The following is a 20,367-nucleotide window of genomic DNA, read 5'->3' as shown; positions in this document are numbered from 1 at the left end:
TCTTCTGTAGTTTACCCAAGCCTGGTTTGCTGCCTTGGTTATGGGCAATGCTCCGCGACCCCGAAAGCCTTTGATTCGGCGACATGACACAAGGCCGCTTCTGACCGAGAAAAGACAGTAAGTAACTTCAGATTTTTTATCAGTAACCCCTTTCTAAGCATGCGCTTACGCTGAGGGGTTGGTGGGCAGGTCTTTCTTCCTGGTTGCAGATTGATGGTCTGCTGCGCACCGGCGATTGCACACCCTGCTCCTGTTTCAGCCAGCGAAATACGCTACAGCCTCTGCCTTACCGCTTCATATAAGATCACGCCGGCCGAGACCGAAACGTTGAGCGATTCGATGCTGCCCGCCATCGGGATTTTGGCGAGGTGGTCAGACAGGCGGAGCAACTCGTTCGAGATACCCACATCTTCTGCCCCCATGATGATCGCCGTTGGCAGGGAAAAATCGGGCACATAAATCAGATCGTCCGTTTTTTCGGTACAGGCCACCAGCTGTAGACCGCTCTCCTGCAGAAACTGCGCCGTTTTATATAAACTGGCGTGCCTGCAAACCGGCACATTGAACAGCGCGCCCGCAGAGGTTTTGATCGCATCTGCATTGATCTGCGCTGAGTTTTTCAGAGGAACAACGATGGCATGTACGCCCGCACAGGCAGCCGTTCTCACGATTGCGCCCATATTACGCACATCGGTCAGGCCGTCAAGCAGCAGCACCAGCGGCGTCTCTCCCCGCTCATAAATAGCCGGGATCAAATCTTCGATCTGCTGGTAGGTAATCGGCGAGCTCACCGCAATCACACCCTGGTGATTTTTCTGTGTCATCCGGTTCAGTTTTTCGACCGGAACCGTTTGCATGGGAATTGTATGATCGGCAAGCACAGTCTTCAGTTCAAGTATGAGGTTGCCAGCGATGCCGCGCTGTACATAGATGGTTTCTATGTCCTGTCCGGCGCGGACTGCCTCAATAACCGCACGAATGCCAAAAATGAAGGTGTTGTTTTGCTTGGGTCTCGGAGCTCTCCTGTTGTTGTCCATGCTGATCGTATTTGCTGCAAAAGTACATCAATTAATCCGATTCCGGTATCAGGTCCAGCGCCCGCAGCAAGCGCCTGATTATTAACAACAAAATGTTAGGAAGCAGCCGCTCTGCGCTTCCGGTCGGCTGACGCCAATAAAAAGATGTTTATAATTGAGCGGCGCAAAACGTCCTTTTATTGCGTATTTTTGCTGCATGAGCAGCGATTACGAGCCGGGACAAACTAAACCGAACAACACCACTTCAAGAAAGAACAGGTTAAGCAATACCATCAGCAGCATGGGCAAAATTCCGCCCCAGGCTGTAGACCTGGAGGAAGCCGTGCTGGGTGCCCTTATGCTTGAAAAGGACGCGCTTTCTTCAGTAATCGACATCTTAAAGCCGGAACTTTTTTATCAGGAAGCACACCAGAAGATCTTCGAGGCCATTCACCTGCTGTTTCAAAAATCCAAGCCGGTCGACATTCTTACCGTTACTTCTGAGCTGCGCCAGCTTGGGCACCTGGAAATGGTAGGCGGAGCATTCTACATTACGAACCTGACCAACCGCGTGGCCTCTGCCGCCAACATCGAGTTCCATGCCAGGATCATTTCGCAGAAATACATTCAGCGTGAACTGATCCGCATTTCGACCGAGATCATTAACAACGCTTACGAAGATACCACCGATATTTTTGACCTGCTCGACCATGCAGAAAAGAACCTGTTCGACATTGCACAGAACAACCTGCGCCGCGATACGCAGAAAATGGACGAGATCATTCGCCAGTCGCTGGCTACACTCGAAGAACTGCGCAGCAAAACTGACGGACTGACCGGTGTACCTTCAGGGTTTACGGCCCTTGACCGGATTACGGGTGGCTGGCAGAAATCTGACCTGGTTATCATTGCTGCGCGCCCCGCTATGGGGAAAACCGCTTTTGTTCTCAGCTGTGCACGGAATGCTGCCGTCGATTTTAAAAAAGCGGTGGTCGTTTTCTCGCTCGAGATGTCATCCGTGCAGCTCGTTAACCGTCTCATATCCGGCGAAGCAGAAATTGAGCAGGAAAAGATCAGGAAGGGGAACCTGCAGGAATGGGAATGGCAGCAGCTGCACAGCAAGATCGGGAACCTGACCGAGGCGCCGCTCCTCATTGACGACACCCCGGCCCTGAATATTTTTGAGTTCCGCGCCAAATGCCGGCGGCTAAAATCGCAGTACGACATCCAGATGGTTATTGTCGATTACCTGCAGCTCATGCACGGCAAGGGCGAAGGCAAAGGCGGCGGTAACCGGGAGCAGGAAATCGGCAGCATTTCGCGGGCCCTGAAATCGGTGGCCAAAGAGATCGACATTCCGGTTCTGGCGCTTTCGCAATTGAGCCGCGCGGTAGAAAGCCGACCTGGGGTGAACGGGAAACGGCCACAGCTCTCTGACCTTCGTGAATCGGGCTCTATTGAGCAGGATGCAGACATGGTACTCTTCCTTTACCGGCCTGAATACTACGGCATAACCGAAGACGAACAGGGACGTTCGCAAATTGGTGTAGGTGAGGTTATTATCGCCAAACACCGAAATGGTGAGACCGGGATTGTACCCCTTCGGTTCATTGGCAAATTCGTCAAGTTTGGTGACCTCGAAGAAGATTTTATGCCTCCAGGGGGCGGGTTTGGCAATGACAGCCCTGCATCGGGAATGTATCCTTCGCAGGATTTTGATAAACCAGGCAATGTAATCATCAAACCCTCGCGGATGGATGACTTCAGCGACGACGATCCACCCTTCTAGACACCTCAAACTCTTTTTTAGTGCAGTTACAGCCTACCTGAGTCGACACATGTTTCACCAGCAGTGTATTTTATTGGCAGGTGGCGCTGAACCTGACAGCCTAACTGTCTAGCAGCGTATCGTGTACAACGACCCTGGTCCACAAATGGCTGTATTTTTCAATGGCCGCATGATGGCGTTTGTCGTCCTGGTATTGGTTATGCGTTTCAATCGAATCGAAAACCGCAGTCATTGAATAACTGAATGTATTATCGGTTACGTCCCGTTTGGGCGTACCAGCTGCCTGTCCGTATTGGAGCGATTTCACCGTCTCGATCTTTTTGAGCATTTCGAAAAAACCTTTGAAGGAACTGATTTCTGCGGGCGACAGGTCTTTTTTTAGCCAGAACAGCACGTAGTGCAGCAACTGGCCGGATTTTTTTTCAGTCATGGTAGCGAACAGTTTAGCTGGAGCAAGTATAGCGGCACCAGATGCGAATGCCGCGGCATGTACAAATTTTCTTCTTTTCATGGTAGCGCAGATTAAAAAGCAAGATACCGGTTTTTGTTATTCGTCTAAACAAAAAAAGCCGGAAAAATTTCCGGCTTCTTCATCCTGTGTGGGATATTTTAGTTCCTGGGCTGAACGCGGCCACTTTTGCGGTCTTCTCCACGTCCGATTACGTAACCGGTGCCTGCGCCGATCAAACCGCCGATCACAGCACCACGTCCCTTTTTTTTGTCGATCAGTGCACCGCCAACGGCACCGGCACCAGCGCCGATCAATGTGCCTTTAGCAGCGTCGCTCCAGCCTTTTTTCTTTGCGGTTGCTTGTGTTCCGCCGTAAGAGCTGCTTGAACTTCCCGATCCCGATCCAGAAGACCTGTACGACGAGCGGGCGTATGAACGTCTTTCGGCAGCCGCTGCCGCCGCTGCTGCGGCCGCAGCAACACGCTCCTGCTCAATTTTTTCCTGTCTTGCAATTTCAACCTTTTTGAAACTGTCTAATCTTAAACTATCAGTAATGCGTTTTTCTGCCGCAATCCTGATCTGTTCTTTCTCTTTCGCGCTTGGGCCGCAAGCAACGATGCTGGCCGAAAGCATTAAAACACCTAATATCTTTTTCATGGCTTCTATGTTTTATGTGTACAATAAATTGAGGCGTCATAATGAGTAAGAAAAAATGATGCCAAAGCCGAAGACCGGGATGGATAACCTCTTGGCTGTGCTTGAAACAGGCATGATGCTTACCATGAAATCTGCCGGTTGCGTTGGGTACTCAACATACTGCATGGAACTCCCGAAGAGCAAAGGGCTGGTCGTTACCCATGTTCAGGCTGGGCCACAGGGAAATGACATGCGCAGCCAATTCAGGCAGGCAGAATATCCAGATACCAGTATCCCTGCACCTCCGTTGTACCATCCGCTTTCGCCAGGTCGAACGACCGGAATACCTGCTCGCCGGTAACAAATGAGATTGGCTTTTTAAAGAAAGGTGCGGCGAAAACAAAACTGTGGTATTCGCCATTTTCACCGCAGGCGTCTGTACCCGGGGCAAGCAAAGCGGGCAGGCTGGCGTCGACCGCAGCGCCAAGCGCCGCTGCCTGATTTTCCCGCACACAGCAAAGAAGCGCCTTAAATCCTGAACGGTGAAATACATCAGGCAATTTGCCGGTGTCCTCCTGCCAGATCGGAAACAGGCAGGTAATGCCCTGGCTGCCCAGGTTTTCCTCGCGATACCTGCGTAAATCTTCGAGGAAAATATCGCCAAAAATGGCGTGCGTTATGCCCCACTGCTTCAGGATAGTCCATTGTTCGGCCATAGTTCGGCTGTATTCTGCCATGCTTTGCCCCTCGGGTACATATACTTTAAGCAGTGGAATACCGATCGCTTCAGCCTGCAAATCAAGAAGTTCCTCGCGCAGGCCGTGCATTGACACACGTTTATGGGTCGCGTTGACCGTAGTGAGCAACGACACGATCTCAATGTTTTCATTATCCAGGACCCGCCCCAACGCAAAGGCACTGTCCTTGCCACCGCTCCAGTTAAAAACCGCCTTAATTTTCTCCATGTTGTTTAAGCAGCAGATCAAAAAACAGCCGCATACCGGCTACAGCCTTTTCCCTTATTTTGTGGAGGTTGGAAACTGACCGAACGTCGGGTATATTCGGATCGATGATGTACTTCCGAACCTTTGCAGGTACATAATCGATCAGGCCTGCCGCCGGATAAACGGCCAGCGACGTGCCGATCACTGCAAAAATATCAGCACGGGAACAAAGCTCGGCGGCGGGCACGATCATGGGCACCTGCTCACCAAACCAGACAATGTGTGGCCGCAACTGGCTTCCCAGGCTGCAGAGGTTACCCATGCTGATCCCTTCAGGACCTACGGGATAAAGCAGGTCAGGATTGCACGTGCTCCGCGCAATGGTGATCAGCCCGTGCAGGTGCAATACATTTCTGCTCCCGGCCCGCTCATGCAGATCGTCGACATTCTGCGTAATGATATGTACCTCAAAATATTCCTGCAGCGCTGCGAGCAGCGAATGTGCCTGGTTTGGTTCTGCCTGCCTAACCTGCTCGCGCCGTTCGTTATAAAAACGCTGAACTTTTTCCGGATCCTGCAGCCAGGCTGCCGGCGTAGCTACTTCTTCAACCCGATGCCCTTCCCAGAGTCCGTCGCTGTCCCGAAAAGTCTTCAGTCCGCTCTCGGCACTTATACCGGCACCAGTTAATACAACAAGCTTTTTCATGCGCTAAGATTTGGGGGTATAAAAAAACCCCTCTTTTCAGAAGGGTCTAACTATTTAGCCTGGCAGCAGCTCGGGTCTTTTTAAGGCCGGGTATCTGGCCTTGATCAATTCAAAGGCACCGAACATCAGGGCGCCGTAAATCAGTGTCCCGAGCAAAAACTTGCCTTCAAATGGGATTGCTTTAACGAGGCATAGCCAAAAACCTGCAGCATCCTGCGTATATCCCGGGTTTTGATACCATACGCCGATATCGGTTACGACCCAGTGAATGAACACAACCGCCACCGCAGATGCGAGGTAGCTAATGACCGAGGGGCGCTTCAACACCAGCCGGCCCACCAACACCATCAGGGCAAAAGCCAGGTAGGTCCAGTACCAGCCATCGTAAGAAAATCCATTGCTGTACGCCTTATAGATCGTGTTGGCCAGGATAAAATCGCTTAAGAACAAACTGATCAACGGAAACGCCAAAGCTTTCCCCCAGTTTTTGAAGTAAGCACCGCCAAAAAGGGCCACCGCACCAATTGAGCTGAAATTGGCGAAAGCGAAAATATCGGTATTAAAGGTAACGACTAAACGAAAAAGAGTGACGAGCAAAATGATACACAGCAGAATCAATGTGCGCGGATTAAATTGTGTTTTCGACATGGTGTTGGGTTAAGCATTCAAAGTTAATGCATTCTCCTGACTTTTTAAAGTTGCAGGAGACAGGTGCCCGGCCCGCATAAGACCAGGCACCTGTTTTTAAGGGGCAATCATTTTCAGATCAGCAACGCCGACAACTTCAGTTGACAGTTCGCCGAGGATACCCAGGTTAGCCAGGATACCCGTCTGAATCTTTATAAAATCGATGCCGCTCAGCGTCACCTTGTTTCCGTTTGCGTCAATTGCATGATCAAGATCGATCCGGTCTTCGCCGGCCTTATTGTCTGCATACCCTGACTCGAAGGCAATGCTCTTCACACCCGAACGTGTATCGATGTTTGCAGCGGGCAGCAATACGCCTTTTACCGTATAGGTATTGCCTGTGATCCAATCCGGGTAATACGAATTTGCAGGATTTCCAAGTACCTTGATCACGCCGCTATTGCCCTTGTTGTCTTGCCAGGGCACATCAGATTTTGCCGGATTGGGTCGGGTGTACGTAACCTGGTAATCACGAATGTAACCGTTCTTGCCATATTCACTGCCCTTCAGTTCGTACCAGGTGTCGTCCGGCTTGCCGTTCCCGTTCAGGTCCTGCATTACATAAATAACGCCTGGCTCAGCAAAATTGGTAAAAGCGTTGTTATAAATGACCAGGTCATCTTTTCCGGCTACATTGAGTACGGTATGGTCAAAACCCAGTTCGATGCTGCCGCCCCAGGCGCCGAGCGTAACCGAGCCCTTTTTGCCAAGAATACTGTTGGCGCTTTCGATGTTACCGGGCGCGCGATTCATGAATTGCCCGGGTGCAGGATTGTATGCATACAGCTGGCTAACATACGGGCTGCTGTCTGCTTTGGGATCGCGAGGCTCGTAAGTCTGTTCGCCGGGATCTTCCGGGCCTTCTGTTTTTTTACAGGCGCCGAGCGCCAGCACTGCACCTAGAAAAATTGCGCTTAAGGCGCGGTTGTTTACCAATTTCATATTTGAATTTTATCTATTTATAACTGTAAACGAAGACTGCTTTTTGCGGATTCATGCCTGTAGGAAAGCTAAACAGCTTTTTACCGCCAGCTGTGAAATACAAGGCTTCCCCGGATGTGCTGCCAAAGGCCTTTGCATCAGAGATGAGGACACTTTTGTCAAAGGGGTTAATCGTAAGGCCATAAGGATTAACCAGCGCGGTCTGGTCTTTAATAAAGTCGGCACCCTTGGTCAGGTTTGTATAATTCAAAAACGCAATGAACGGTTTCGGTCCTGTGTAAGCTCCGCCAATAACCAGGGGCAAATCTTCTGTAAACGCCAGGCTGTTCAGTTCTGTAGTAACAGTAATGATTCTTGCGTCGGTGGCCGCACTTAACTTTACTGCACCCGGGCCCGAGCCGGCAACTCCATAAACTCCTGCATAGGCAACCAGGATCGTGCCGTCAGGACCTGCCTGCACATGGGTGGGGCTCGGTCCGACTTCAACTTCCTTTAATTTTGTCATGTCTTCCAGCCGCACAACCGACAGGGTCTTGTTGCCAAGGCTGCCAGGAACCGTGTAGGTATTCTCGGTGTTTGCCACGTAAATCTTTCCGTTTGCTATGGCCATCCCTTCCAGTGCCGTGCCTGCCGTTACCGTTTTATCTACCAGCAGTGTTGCCGTATCAATCCGGCTGATGCTGCCATTATAGGCGCTCACATAGGCTTTGCTTCCGCTAAACGCAATTGATCTTGGCATGATACCCTTCCCATTCTCATTGAATGAGATTTCTTTGACAACCTTGCCTGTTTTTACATCCATCACAATCACAAATGACCGGGCAGTTGTAAAATCTCCGGAGACCACACAGTACATTTTACTTCCGTACCTCTTAAGATCGTTCGCGCCATCGCCCAGGTCACGTCCATTCACTTTTTTATACACATCACTATCTGTTTTACCGGTAGTCATGTCATAGTATGTAATGGAGCTGTTGGCAGCACCCATTGAACCTTCATTGAGCACATAGACTCCAACAGTTTTGTCGACTACCGGTATGGGCTTCACTTGATCCAGGATATCTTCTTCCCCGGTTTTGCCGCAGGAAGCCAGTGCAAACGGGAGGGCGAGCACGGCTAAAAACCGGCTTACAGTTGTTCTGTTGTTATTCATCATTTATGGTGTTTTCTTTAAAAATTCAATTTTTGCAGGGATATCGCCCGTGGCAACCGACCACTTCAGTTTACCGCTTTTACTAAAGCAGTGGAGTTTTCCGGGCGATACATAATCCTTAGCGTCTGTAATCAGGATATCCTTGTTTTCAGGATTAATTGCCAGGCCGTAAGGAAGTGTAATTTTGCCATTCCGGTCCATGCCATCGCTTAGAAAGGAGCGCTGCAGCTGGGTTTCCGTGCGTACATCCAGCATGCTGTAACTGATCTCGTTTCTGCCGGTTTGGTAACTGAAAGCCGTGCCGCAGATATAGGCCGTATCTGAACTGATATCCATATCGCTGACCGCCAGGTTAAAACTTTTTTTGACCGCATCTGTCCCGGTGTCGATCACATACAATCTGGGTGGTATATCATAATAGTCTCCTCTTGAACTCACATACAAGTCTCCATAGGCATCGACCCGCAGGCGGTGCAAATTAACAGCCACATCGATCCGCTTTATTTCCCGGAAGCTCGTCAAATCGATCACGGCAACCGTGCGTTCATAGTTAGAAGGGCTGTAGCCGCCTGAGTGTGCCACGTAAAGGCGGTTGCCGACTACCGCAAGTTCTTCCGGCTGCCGCCCAACGGTCGCTCTCCGCATAATGGTGAGCGATGCCGTGTCGATCTCACTCACACTTCCCTGCGGCGCTGCGGGGTCGCCCACAACGCCGAGGTAGGCGCTTACATAAGCCTTTCCGCCCGAAAAAGTAATGTACCGGCAGTTATCGAGATTGATCTGCCTGATCTTTTTCCAGGTCCGGGCATCAAGCACCTCAATCTTGTTTGAACCATTTACAACGATATAGACCTTACTGCCGTACACCGCGAGGTCATTGCCCACGTCGCCCAGGCCGCTGCCACCGGCATTGGCCTTTTCAAAGACGTTGCTCCGGTAAACGCCCGTCGTGTAATCGTAATAATCGAGGCTCGCCTTGTTCATGTTCATGTTGCCTTCGTTCAACAGCAGGAAACCTTTAAGGGTTGTCAGCGTTTCGGGCTGCCCATGCTGCAGGTCCTCCCCAGCTCCGGGCCCGGAGTCCTCATCTTTCCGGCAAGCTGCTGTTGCCAGCAGCATACTCAGCAAACAAACAGTCCATTTAAATTTCATGGGTTTTCCTTTCTTGTTTTTGAAACTGCCAGGACAAGCCAATGCGATAATTGCGGCCGGGCATGGGAAAGTTTTTGATGACATCGTACTGCTGGTTAAGCAGGTTGTTAACTTCCAGCGTAAGCGAGAGCTGCCTTGCCTTTGGCGCCGGCTGAAAATGGAGCGACAAGTCATGCGTGTACCAGGGCTGCAGGTAATTGGAACGGATGTTGGCCTTTTGCGCATAGCGTTCGCCGGTGTAGACGAAACTGTAACTGAGACCTGCAGGGCCATAATCTGCCGATACGGTGAATGACCCGCTGTGGCGCGGGATATACGGAATCTGCTGCCGCGGCTCTGCTCCTGCCGTGGTTTCTATAGCCTCCTGGTAGGTATATGCAAAAAGTAAAGCGTAACCCAGGCGGTTGCCGACCTGGCCGCTAAGCCTCACATTGGCTTCTGCTCCCCTGATCTCGACCTGGTCCAGGTTTGTCATAGACCACCTGAACAGGTTCTGGCCGGGCACGGCAACGATCTTATCTGTTATCTTATTAAAGTAAACGTCGGCCTGCGCATCGAGCGTGCGGACCAGACCGTTTTTGAAGTTATTTGCTGTAGTCATCCCCAGGTCAAACTGATGTGCATATTCCGGACGCAAAAAAGAGTTACCAGAGAAAGTATAATAAAGATCATTGAATGTTGGCATCCGGAAAATTTCCTTATAAAACGCCCTGATGTGAACAGGCAGGACCGCAAGCGGCTGCCAGTTGAATGATACAGAAGGTGTCAGTTTCCGGAAATCGGTTGCCTGCTGATAGTATCTGACATGTTCATCTACAGCTGTGGCCAGGAGGTTTATCTCGCCAATCAGCCTGGGCATTTTGATCCTGCCAACAGCGGCACCAAGCAGAGTTTGCCTCGTTGGGAACGGGAAACGGTAAAGGTTTGCCTGCATGCGGTTGTGCAGATAATCGGCCGAGAGGCCCATTTCGAAAAAACTGCAGATGAGGTAAGAAGCCGTTGCAGAAGCGTAGATTTCCTGCGATGTGAATTCATTGTTTAAGAAACCTGCATCGGTCGTGATCTCGGGGTCTACATATTTCAGGCGGTCGTGGCTGTACTTGCCAGCCAGTGCAAGGCTCATTTTATCGCTGATTTTTTCGCGGAACTTTGCCTGGATGAACGTATTTTCATCCCACTGCCGCTGCCGTGCTTCGAAACGGTTGGTCACGATCGCCCTGGGGAGTCCCCGTTCAGAGCGGTAGTGATAGGCTTTGACCTGCCAGTCTTGTTTCTCCTCTATTTTTCCATACAGTCCGGCTTCAGCGCGAAAAGACCAGATATCGGTGTTCTGTCGCACCGCAGCCGTGTCTGTCGATCCGATTCGCCGCCTGAAGGTGTAATGGCCGCCGGCGTTCGTTAACTCAGTGCTGATCCGCGCAGCAAGCTGCCTGCCTATTTTCTGTTCGGTTGCAAAAAAAGGGTTGAAAAGTCCGTATGAACCGGCCCTGACGCCTGCACGGTAGTTCGCGCCAGCCCCATTGTCGAAAACGGGGACCCGGCTTTCCATATAGACCGATGCGGCACTTGCATAAGCTTTTGCCGGCAGCAACACGCCCGGCTTTTGGCCGTTGAACAGGGAGATGGCTTCCATGTTATCGAGCGAAAAGCGACCCAGGTCGACCTGGCCATTTTGCATATTTCCAAGCTGGATGCCATCGTAAAAAACGTTGACCTGGCTGCTCCCCAGGCTCCTGACATTAATGGTCTTGAGGCCGCCTATACCACCATAATCTTTTAGCTGCACCCCTGAAAAGAAGCGCACGGCGTCTGCTACAGACAAACTGTGCAAGCGCTGCAGCTGCTGGCCGGAAAGTACCTGGACCGGTACCGAGGAGCGTTTTAACTCAGGCAACAGCCGTTCGCGCACCTGTATTTCCTGCAGTTGACGGGCCTGGTTAAGCGAATCGGATTGCGCAAGGGCGGGCACCCCCAACTGGCAGGTGGGCACAAAAAAATAGATAAAAAGATACCACGATAACTTGCGTATGGTCATTTGCCTGTGCCGGTTAAACATGGCCTGCGCGGAATAGAAAACCGGCGACACAGGGTGTCGAGTCGAATTTTCGGGCTTCAGTTCGCGAAAGCCATGAAACTATGTATCAAAGGCAGGTCTTCTGACTTACTCCCGGATGTCCGGCCTTCCCTTCCCCTGCGGGGAAAGTGGCTCAGGAATGGACACCGTTTACAGAGTTTACAGCTGCGCGACAGTTACGGATTTGCACCGTATTCCCTATTAATCTGCACCGCGAAGCTGCGGCGAGAACCTTTAATGGCTGCGAAGGTATAAATTTCCGGCCATTTTTTCTACAAAGGCTGCGGCCTGAACAAGAAAACCATAAATTAGCACATCCGATTCCATTCGTATAACCCGGAATGAAAAAAAACCTGCTTATTCTTTTTTGCCTGACAACTGTCTGCAGCATGGCTCAGAAACCCGACACCAGTTACCTTAGAACCCTATTTGAATCGAAACCCGCACTTTTTTCAGGGATACTAAACCACCCTGGAAAGAACGAGGTACAGGTCCTCTACACCCGCATTGACCGCGATGCCCGGAACCGGCCCAAGTTTACTTCCTTTTCCTACAACCTGGATCCTGAACACTATTTTTACCCGGCAAGCACGGTAAAACTTGCCGCCTGCATTTTTGCACTTGAAAAAGTCAACGCGCTGAAAAAAACGGGACTGACCGCCAAAAGCACCATGCTTACCGACAGCTCTTTTGCCGGACAAACGGCTGTGCTGAAAGATGAGACAGCGGGCAGTGGCCTGCCATCGGTTGAACATTACATCAAAAAGATTTTGCTGACCAGTGACAATGACGCGTTTAACCGCCTGTATGAATTTATTGGCCGCGCCGAGATTAATGAAAAGTTAAAACACTATGGACTGCTGCATTCCAGGATCCTGAACCGGCTGGCCATTGGCGACACCGGCGAACCGTCGAAACATACCAATGCCATCCGTTTCTTAAACGATGGAAAACTAGTTTATACACAGCCCCCCCAATATGATCCCAAAGAATACCCACTGAAACTGAGTCATACGCTCATGGGAAGAGGATATTTGGACAGTGCAGACCGGCTGGTGAACAAGCCTTTCAGTCTGGCCGGAAAAAATGCTTTTTCCATTGCAGACCAGCAGTCCCTAATGAAACGATTGATGTTTCCATCCCATTATCCTGCTAAAGAGCGGTTCCGGCTAAGTGAAGAGGACTACAAACTCATTTACACCTACATGAGTAAACTGCCCACAGAAAGCGATCTTCCTGCCTATAACCCAACAGAGTTCTGGCCGGCCTATGCCAAAATGATTTATTACGGTCGCGATAAAAATGCCGTGATCGAGCCGCACATCCGCATTTTTAACAAGTATGGCGACTCTTACGGCTATATTATTGATAACGCCTATTTCGTTGATTTCAAGAATCAGGTGGAGTTTCTGCTCACTGCAGTGGTTCAGTCTAACGAAGACGGAATTTATAACGATAACAAGTACGAGTATGAAACGGTATGTTATCCGTTTATGAAAAACCTTGGCCGCAGCATCTACGAAGAGGAACTCACGCGAAAGAAAGCGCAGCCCGCAAATCTGGAACAACTGCGTTTTTCATATCAGTAATTTATTTCTCGCTGAGTAATGCGTTGCGGCTGGACGCCAAGCCCGCTTGATCACTTTCAGGAAGCACCGGAAACCTGGGATCCATTTTTTTAAGCGTTTCTTCGAGAATATAACTGATGGCCAGGCGGGCAAACCATTTTTTATCTGCAGGGATCATGTACCAGGGACAGTCTGGCGTAGAAGTCTCGGCAAGCGCAGCCCGGTAGGCTTTCATGTAATCTGACCAATGCCTGCGCTCCTCGATATCGCCGGCAGCAAACTTCCAGTTTTTCGTGGGGTCTTCGATCCGCTCCAGGAGCCGCTCTTTCTGCACTTCGGGCGATACGTTCAGGAAAAACTTGAGCACGGTTGTGCCGTTTTCGTGCAGGTGCTGTTCGAAATTTCTGATCTGTGCATACCGGGCTTTCCAGAATGCCTTATTGACATCGCCGGTCGTTTTTATGCCGGGAAGGTTCTCTTTCAGAACAAGTTCGGGGTGAACCTTACACACGAGTACACTCTCGTAATGCGAGCGGTTGTGTATACCAATTTGTCCGCGTTCGGGCAGGGCAAGCACATGCCGCCACAGAAAATCGTGATCATATTCTACAGCGCTCGGCTGTTTGAAGCTGCGAACGGTAGTACCCTGGGGGTTCATGCCCGACATGACGTGTTTAACGGCGCTGTCTTTACCCGCTGCATCCATCGCCTGAAAGATAATGAGCAATGCCCGTTCCCGGCCTGCGTAAAGCCGTTCCTGGTAGTCGGCCAGGCGCAGTTTGCTTTCCGCGAGCAGCAGCGCAGCGGTCTTTTTATTAAAGCCTTCTGGTGCGGATGTATCGAAACGCGACGGATCGGCGTTTTTGTGGTTTTTGACCTGGTAATACAGGAAAGGTTCTTTCATCAGGTAAGCGGTTAGTGGAGAAACAGTCGCCCCCGGCCGGGCAACCGAAATTTAAAGATACGCTGAAAATTAAGTAAATTAAATCTGTTAATTTGCATACTGGTTTTAACACATTTTAACAAAGAAACGTTTACCTTTTTTACCATATTTACGGCATGTTCAGGGAAATCCGAAATAAATATCTACGCTACTTCACGATCACTGTTTACTTTATCATTTTATTTTTCTGCGCGCTTCAAATCAACTTTCTGTGGCTATTCGGATATTCACCCCGCAAACAGGACATCAAGCTGCCTAGCCTGCGGGTCTCCTCTGAATTGTACACTGCAGATGGTAAACTGATCGGGAGGTATTTCAAAGAAAACCGTACACCGGTAGATTTTGAACAGATTTCCCCTGCTGTGGTCAATGCACTTGTTGCTACAGAAGACGCACGGTTTTACAGCCACTGGGGCATCGACCTCCGTTCGGTGCTGAGCAGTGGCATATCTACGGCCACAGGCGATAAACGTGGTGCAAGTACAATTACGCAGCAGCTGGCTAAGAATCTTTACCGTACCCGTTACAACAAATCACAGGGTGTTGTAAAATACATTCCCTTGGTACGAACCGTTATTTACAAACTGAAAGAATGGATGACGGCCATGAAGTTGGAATCGAACTACAGCAAGAATGATATCATTACGATGTATCTGAATACCGTCTCGTTCGGAAACAATGCCTATGGCATCAAAACGGCGGGCAGGGCATATTTTGATAAAGACACGAAAGAATTGAATGTACCGGAAGCGGCCCTGATAGTTGGCATGCTGAAAGGTACGACCTTATACAATCCACGCAAAAAGCCAGATAAAGCGCTCGAGCGGCGAAATGTTGCCTTAGGACAAATGGAAAAATATGGGTACATCACCGCGGCCCAGGCCTCTGCATATAAAAAACTGCCTCTCACCCTGCGCGAAGGCCGCCTGGACGATGGCAGCGAGGGCGACTCCTACCTGCGCTCGGCTGTTGCCCGTTACCTGGACAAGTGGTGTACCGACAACGGTTACGACCTGTACGAAGACGGACTGAAGATTTATACAACGATTGATTCCAGGTTGCAGAAGTATGCTGAAGAAGCCGTTGGCGAGCAGATGAAAACCCTGCAGCGCCGGTTTTACAGTGTCTGGGGAAATGAAGATCCCTGGTATGACTCTGAAGGCAACAAGGTAGACTACCCGAGCCGCGCAAAAAAGAACCTGCCCATTTACGCACTGCTTGAGAAAAAGTTCCCTAACAACCCCGATTCTGTTGAAGCATATTTTAACCGCAAGAAAAAAATGCGTGTGTTCTCGTGGAAAGGTGAACGCGACACCCTGTTCTCGACGATGGACTCCATTCGCTATTACGGCAAAATGATGAATACCGGCATGATGACCCTGGATCCGTTTTCAGGCAAGATCAAAGTCTGGGTGGGCGGCATTAACCATAAGTACTTCAAATACGATCACGTGAATCAGGCAAAACGCCAGGCCGGTTCGACCTTCAAACCTTTCGCTTACCTGGCTGCACTTGAAGACGGCATGAGCCCCTGCGATAAGTTCACAGACAAACCGGTCAGTATACCATATGTGGAAAACGGCCAGCAAAAGGTCTGGGAACCAAAAAATTCGGACTGGAACATTACCTACCGGGAAATGTCACTGCGCTGGGCAATGGCCAAATCGGTCAACACCATCACCGCGCAGGTAACCGAACAGGTTGGCTGGGACAACGTGGTGCGCTGGGCAAAAGACTGCGGAATAGACAGTCGCCTGGAATCAGTGCCTTCGGTAAGCCTTGGCTCAAACGACGTTTCGGTATTTGAAATGGTGCGGGCATATGGAACTTTCCTGGCAAACGGCGAGCGGACAGACCCGATCCTGGTTGAAAAAATCGCCGACAGCGAGGGCAATGTGATTGAAGAATTTAAGGCAAAAACCAAAAAAGTGCTGACCGACGAAATTTCATGGCTCATGCTTTACATGTTCAGAGGTGGTATGGAAGAGCCCGGCGGAACCTCGCAGGCGCTGTGGGAATGGGACCTCTGGAAAAAGAACAACCAAATCGGCGGCAAGACCGGCACCTCCTCCGATTATGTAGATGCGTGGTACATGGGCATCACCAAAGACCTAGTTACCGGCGTATGGGTAGGCTGCGATGAACGCACCGCGCACTTTAAAAACGGTGAACAAGGCGAAGGTTCACGAACTGCACTGCCCATCTTTGCCAAGTTTATGGAAAAGGTTTACCAGGATCCAAACAGTGGTTACACATACGGGCCGTTCCCGAAACCAAAGGGTAAGATTGAACGCACTTATATTTGCCCGAGTCCGAGGATCGTAGAAGACACAACTGCAGCCGATACCGTGCTCGCAGACTCGCTGGCTACAGACTCTGTTACCGACAGCGAACCCGTCCCGCAACCGCAGGCTCAGCCCGAAGGCCAGAAAGTCGAGGAGCGTAAGCCAGCCGACCAGCAGCCGGCAGAACCGGCAAAGCTTGTAGCTCCTGCCAATAAAAAAGAGGAGCGCGAGCAGAAACGCCGGCAGCGCCAGGAAGAGCGTGAAAAACGCAAAAACGGTGAAGGCTAAACATTTGAAACGCGGGCGGTGTCATACAGGCAACAACCGGCATATATAAATTAACGTATATACACAGACTTCCAAATAACAGCGATATGACCAAAAACCTTACGCTAATAAAAAGGATTGTACCAATTCTGCTGCTGCTGCTTTGCACGGCATCGGTTACCCGGGCCCAATACTTCGGGCAAAACAAGGTGCGGTACAAAAATCCGGATTTTAAGGTGCTGCAGACACCGCACTTCGAGATTTACTATTACCTGAAGAACGAGAAACTGGTACAGAAATTTGCGCAAGACGCAGAAACCTGGTATAAAATGCATCAGGAGGTTTTCCGGGATACATTTTTTAAGAAAAACCCAATCATTCTCTATGCAAATCACCCTGATTTCCAGCAAACCACAGCATTGCAGGGCGAAATTGGCGTTGGTACCGGCGGTGTTACCGAGGCACTGAAAAATCGGGTGATCATGCCGGTTATGGAACTGAACAGCCAAACGCGCCACGTGCTGGGCCATGAACTTGTTCACGCCTTTCAATATCATGTATTGCTTGAGCGAGACTCGATTCCTCTGCAGAACATCGGCGAAACTCCGCTCTGGATGATCGAAGGTATGGCCGAATACCTCTCTATCGGGAAAAGTGATGCCTTTACGTCTATGTGGATGCGCGATGCAATGTTAAACCGCGACATTCCATCCTTGAAAGACCTGACCACTTCCAATAAATATTTTCCGTATCGTTACGGCCAGGCATTCTGGACGTATATCGGTTCGCAATACGGTGATACGACCATTGTCCCTTTGTTTAAGAATACGGCCAAGTATGGTTATGAAAACGCGATCCGCTATACATTCGGCTACGATGACAAGACGCTTTCGGGGCTATGGAAAAATGCCATTGAACAGCATTACCGGCCCATGCTGAAGGGTGACAGCTCACAGATCCGCCTGATAGGCACAAAGATCGTCGACAACAAAAACGCCGGCAACATGAACGTTGCGCCCGCGGTAAGCCCCGACGGCAAATACCTCGCTTTTATGTCTGAAAAGGATCTGTTCGGCATTGATCTTTTCCTGGCCGATGCGAAAACGGGCCGCATCATCAGAAAACTGACCAGCCAGGTAGACAACAGCCATATCGACGATTTTAACTTTATAGAATCGGCGGGTACCTGGTCGCCCGACAGCAAAAAGTTTGCATTCAGCGTGTTCAGTAAAGGACGAAATCAGCTGATCGTAGTTGATGTCAACAATGGCCGCCAGTTGCTGCGTACCCATATGGAAGATGTAGAACAATTTGGCAACCTGACCTGGTCTCCGAACGGGAAAGACATCGCCTTCTCAGGCATGAAAGAAGGCCAGAGCGATATTTTCTCTTATAACTTCGACACTAAAAAGGTTACGCAGCTTACAGATGATGCTTTCTCTGACTATGCGCCCAGCTTCTCCCCCGACGGAACGATGCTGGTGTTTTCGTCTGACCGGGCTGCGATCGAGGGCGGAAACAACGCTGCAGTCAATCCGATTAACCTGAGCATTTACAACCTCGCAGACAAGACTGTACGCAACATTGACGTGTTTAAGGGTGCCAACAACCTGAATGCTGTTTTCTCGGCAGACAGTCGCAGCATTTTTTTCCTTTCAAACCGCGATGGTTTCCGCAACCTGTACCGGTATAATTTGGCGGGTCAGGATGTGGTGCAGCTGACCGACTATTTCACCGGCATTAGCGGCATTACTGAGTTTTCTCCGGCTATTTCCATATCGCGGAACGACGACATTGTCTACAGTTATTACCGCTACCAGCGTTATACACTCTATAATGCACAGGCCAGCGCATTCAGGGCACAAAAGGTAGAAACAAACGCTGTCAACTTCGATGCGGCGGTGCTTCCGCCAATGGAAAATCTGGGCGTAAACATCATCAATTCTAACCTGAACAACTTTAACCGTTTTGAACGGACCACCCAGGATTCCATGCGGCTGGTACAATACCGGCCAAAATTCAGGCTGGACTACCTGGCCAACAGTGGAGTCGGCGTATCCACCAGCCGCTTCGGAACTGGTGTACAAGGGGGCATAGTGGGTATGTTCAGTGATATTCTGGGTGTAAACCAGATCATTGCCAACCTTTCGGTAAACGGCGAGATTTACGATTTTGGCGGTCTGGTTGGTTACATTAACCAGAAAAGCCGCATCAATTGGGGTGTTGCCGTTTCGCACATTCCCTATGTATCAGGTTTCAGCAGCATCGGGCCGGAGACCTTACCGGGCAACAATGGCAGCCAGATCGAAGTCATGAATCTGCGAACCGACATCATCCGGACCTTCGAAGAACAGGTACAGGTTTTTGGCGCTTACCCCTTCAGCAAAGTACATCGGTTTGAACTTGGTGGTGCTTTTTCGCATTACAGCTACCGGATAGACAGGTACAGCAACTATTACGACTCATATGGTTACTATATCGGGGCAAATCGTGCCCGGGTTCCGAACGAACAGGCCGCTCAGGACCTGGGTGTTCCCTTTAATGCCTTTACCATTTTCCAGCTCAACACGGCTTTTGTAGGCGACAATTCCATATTCGGGCTTGCGGCGCCGCTGGACGGTTTCCGGTACCGGGTTGGTGCTGAGAAATATTTTGGTGATTATTCATTTACCGGCGTAACCATCGACTTGCGCAAGTACTGGCGCATCAAGCCTGTTACGCTTGCGGTTCGCAGCTACAATTACGGGCGCCTTGGTCGCGAAGGAGACTTTCTGTATCCCCTGTTTCTCGGTTACCCATACCTGATTCGCGGTTATGAGGCCAACTCATTTTACCGGAACAACTCCGGTAACTCGGGCAACTTCAACATTAACCAGTTATCAGGCAGCAAAATCGCTGTATTCAATTTCGAAGTGCGCCTTCCGTTTACCGGTCCTAAAAAACTATCTGCCATTCCTTCAAAATTCCTGTTCAGCGATTTGAACCTGTTTTTTGATGCCGGCCTAGCGTGGGACGAAGATTCGGAGATTTCATTCGAGCGCGATCCCGGAACAGCAGTAACGCCGCGCGGACTGCCTGCTAAACGCGTACCCGCCCTGAGTGCTGGTATTTCAGCCCGGGTAAACGTATTCGGTTATTTTGTGATTGAACCCTATTATGCCTTTCCATTTACGCGCACCGACCTGAGCACCCCTGGTGTATTTGGTCTGACCTTCGCGCCGGGCTGGTAAAAGAAAAGGTTCTTCCTTTAAACTACATAAAAAAAGGCTCATGCATTGCTGCATGGGCCTTCGTTTTAAACAGGGATCATGTAGGGTATCTTTAAGACATGCCGATAAAAGACATCTTGACCTGGGTATCAAGCTTTTTTTGCATGACGACATTTTCAAAATCAAGGCCGATTGTCAGGTCGATCCAGTCAGGATTGCAGGAACGAATCATTTTTTCCTTCTGCGACCGTGTAAAACGGCTGATCAGTTTAAACCGGCTCAAAGCCTGCTCTTCTGTTCTGAATTCTTCAAAGTAAACCAATCTACTCAATTGCTGGCTGCTGTCAAAAAATAAATTTGGCATTTGTTTGTAAAACTCGAGTGTCTTGATCAGGTCGGCACTCATGCCCACATGAAGGCTGTTCCTGTTCCGGTCGGTTACGATGTACACAAAATTTTTCATGATGCAATTGATAATAAGGTTACCTAATGTGTTTGGTATTATTTCTTGGATTGTCAGGAAATATTACTAACTTTATTGGCATA

16 protein-coding genes and 1 riboswitch are annotated in these 20,367 nt (G+C 50.0%); of the genes, 4 read left to right on the top strand and 12 right to left on the bottom strand.

What is annotated here, in order from left to right; genetic code table 11:
* Nucleotides 1-272: 272 nt before the first annotated feature.
* Nucleotides 273-1,037, bottom strand: coding sequence for a 23S rRNA (guanosine(2251)-2'-O)-methyltransferase RlmB (rlmB, locus tag C7T94_RS10260; RefSeq protein WP_107215257.1), 765 nt, complete (start codon nucleotides 1,035-1,037; stop codon nucleotides 273-275).
* Nucleotides 1,038-1,233: 196 nt separating this feature from the next.
* On the opposite strand from rlmB, the gene dnaB reads away from it, so the two are divergent.
* On the top strand, nucleotides 1,234-2,805 hold the full coding sequence (dnaB, locus tag C7T94_RS10255) for a replicative DNA helicase (RefSeq protein ID WP_107215256.1): 1,572 nt from the start codon (nucleotides 1,234-1,236) through the stop codon (nucleotides 2,803-2,805).
* A gap of 100 nt (nucleotides 2,806-2,905) precedes the next feature.
* On the opposite strand, the gene C7T94_RS10250 is transcribed toward dnaB, so the two are convergent.
* The 9 genes from C7T94_RS10250 to C7T94_RS10210 all read right to left on the bottom strand — a co-directional run bounded on the left by C7T94_RS10250 (nucleotide 2,906) and on the right by C7T94_RS10210 (nucleotide 11,510).
* A complete protein-coding gene (locus C7T94_RS10250) occupies nucleotides 2,906-3,316 on the bottom strand; it encodes a Dabb family protein (RefSeq protein ID WP_239494982.1) in 411 nt (136 codons plus the stop codon).
* A 98-nt stretch (nucleotides 3,317-3,414) separates the two neighbouring features.
* Nucleotides 3,415-3,912 (bottom strand): YMGG-like glycine zipper-containing protein, encoded by a 498-nt coding sequence (locus tag C7T94_RS10245; protein WP_107215255.1) that lies wholly within the window; start codon nucleotides 3,910-3,912, stop codon nucleotides 3,415-3,417.
* Nucleotides 3,913-4,154: 242 nt separating this feature from the next.
* A complete protein-coding gene (locus C7T94_RS10240) occupies nucleotides 4,155-4,856 on the bottom strand; it encodes a Dph6-related ATP pyrophosphatase (protein WP_107215254.1) in 702 nt (233 codons plus the stop codon).
* Nucleotides 4,843-5,541 carry an SIR2 family NAD-dependent protein deacylase gene (locus tag C7T94_RS10235; protein WP_107215253.1) on the bottom strand — a complete coding sequence of 233 codons (699 nt, stop codon included), beginning with the start codon at nucleotides 5,539-5,541 and terminating at the stop codon, nucleotides 4,843-4,845. The genes C7T94_RS10240 and C7T94_RS10235 overlap by 14 nt, the downstream gene beginning before the upstream one ends.
* A gap of 54 nt (nucleotides 5,542-5,595) precedes the next feature.
* Nucleotides 5,596-6,189 carry a DUF6580 family putative transport protein gene (locus tag C7T94_RS10230; RefSeq protein ID WP_107215252.1) on the bottom strand — a complete coding sequence of 198 codons (594 nt, stop codon included), beginning with the start codon at nucleotides 6,187-6,189 and terminating at the stop codon, nucleotides 5,596-5,598.
* Nucleotides 6,190-6,285: 96 nt separating this feature from the next.
* Nucleotides 6,286-7,170, bottom strand: a complete 885-nt coding sequence (locus C7T94_RS10225; protein WP_107215251.1) for a cell surface protein — start codon at nucleotides 7,168-7,170, stop codon at nucleotides 6,286-6,288.
* A gap of 13 nt (nucleotides 7,171-7,183) precedes the next feature.
* Nucleotides 7,184-8,326 carry a YncE family protein gene (locus tag C7T94_RS10220; protein ID WP_107215250.1) on the bottom strand — a complete coding sequence of 381 codons (1,143 nt, stop codon included), beginning with the start codon at nucleotides 8,324-8,326 and terminating at the stop codon, nucleotides 7,184-7,186.
* The gene (locus C7T94_RS10215; RefSeq protein WP_107215249.1) at nucleotides 8,327-9,475 is read right to left on the bottom strand and encodes a YncE family protein; all 1,149 of its coding nucleotides are present in this window, start codon (nucleotides 9,473-9,475) and stop codon (nucleotides 8,327-8,329) included.
* Nucleotides 9,465-11,510, bottom strand: a complete 2,046-nt coding sequence (locus C7T94_RS10210) for a TonB-dependent receptor (protein WP_162618647.1) — start codon at nucleotides 11,508-11,510, stop codon at nucleotides 9,465-9,467. The genes C7T94_RS10215 and C7T94_RS10210 overlap by 11 nt, the downstream gene beginning before the upstream one ends.
* 94 nt (nucleotides 11,511-11,604) lie before the next feature.
* Nucleotides 11,605-11,800: riboswitch (cobalamin riboswitch) on the bottom strand.
* Nucleotides 11,801-11,890: 90 nt separating this feature from the next.
* Between C7T94_RS10210 and C7T94_RS10205 the strand changes: the two genes are divergently transcribed.
* The gene (locus tag C7T94_RS10205; RefSeq protein WP_107215247.1) at nucleotides 11,891-13,138 is read left to right on the top strand and encodes a serine hydrolase; all 1,248 of its coding nucleotides are present in this window, start codon (nucleotides 11,891-11,893) and stop codon (nucleotides 13,136-13,138) included.
* Between the two features lies 1 nt (nucleotide 13,139).
* Here the strand turns inward: C7T94_RS10205 and C7T94_RS10200 are convergent, their stop codons facing one another.
* Nucleotides 13,140-14,021 (bottom strand): polyphosphate kinase 2 family protein, encoded by an 882-nt coding sequence (locus C7T94_RS10200; protein WP_107215246.1) that lies wholly within the window; start codon nucleotides 14,019-14,021, stop codon nucleotides 13,140-13,142.
* A 155-nt stretch (nucleotides 14,022-14,176) separates the two neighbouring features.
* Here C7T94_RS10200 and C7T94_RS10195 point away from each other — a divergent pair, with 155 nt between their 5' ends.
* Together C7T94_RS10195 and C7T94_RS10190 are read left to right on the top strand one after the other, a co-directional pair.
* Complete coding sequence (locus tag C7T94_RS10195) at nucleotides 14,177-16,633, top strand: transglycosylase domain-containing protein (RefSeq protein WP_107215245.1); 2,457 nt, start codon at nucleotides 14,177-14,179, stop codon at nucleotides 16,631-16,633.
* Between the two features lie 86 nt (nucleotides 16,634-16,719).
* Complete coding sequence (locus C7T94_RS10190; RefSeq protein WP_107215244.1) at nucleotides 16,720-19,842, top strand: basic secretory protein-like protein; 3,123 nt, start codon at nucleotides 16,720-16,722, stop codon at nucleotides 19,840-19,842.
* A 91-nt stretch (nucleotides 19,843-19,933) separates the two neighbouring features.
* Here the strand turns inward: C7T94_RS10190 and C7T94_RS10185 are convergent, their stop codons facing one another.
* Nucleotides 19,934-20,284, bottom strand: a complete 351-nt coding sequence (locus tag C7T94_RS10185) for a GIY-YIG nuclease family protein (RefSeq protein WP_107215243.1) — start codon at nucleotides 20,282-20,284, stop codon at nucleotides 19,934-19,936.
* Between the last annotated feature and the right edge of the window lie 83 nt (nucleotides 20,285-20,367).

The organism is Pedobacter yulinensis (assembly GCF_003029735.1).
Lineage (GTDB): Bacteria > Bacteroidota > Bacteroidia > Sphingobacteriales > Sphingobacteriaceae > Pedobacter > Pedobacter yulinensis.
This window is presented reverse-complemented; position numbering and strand designations above follow the sequence as displayed.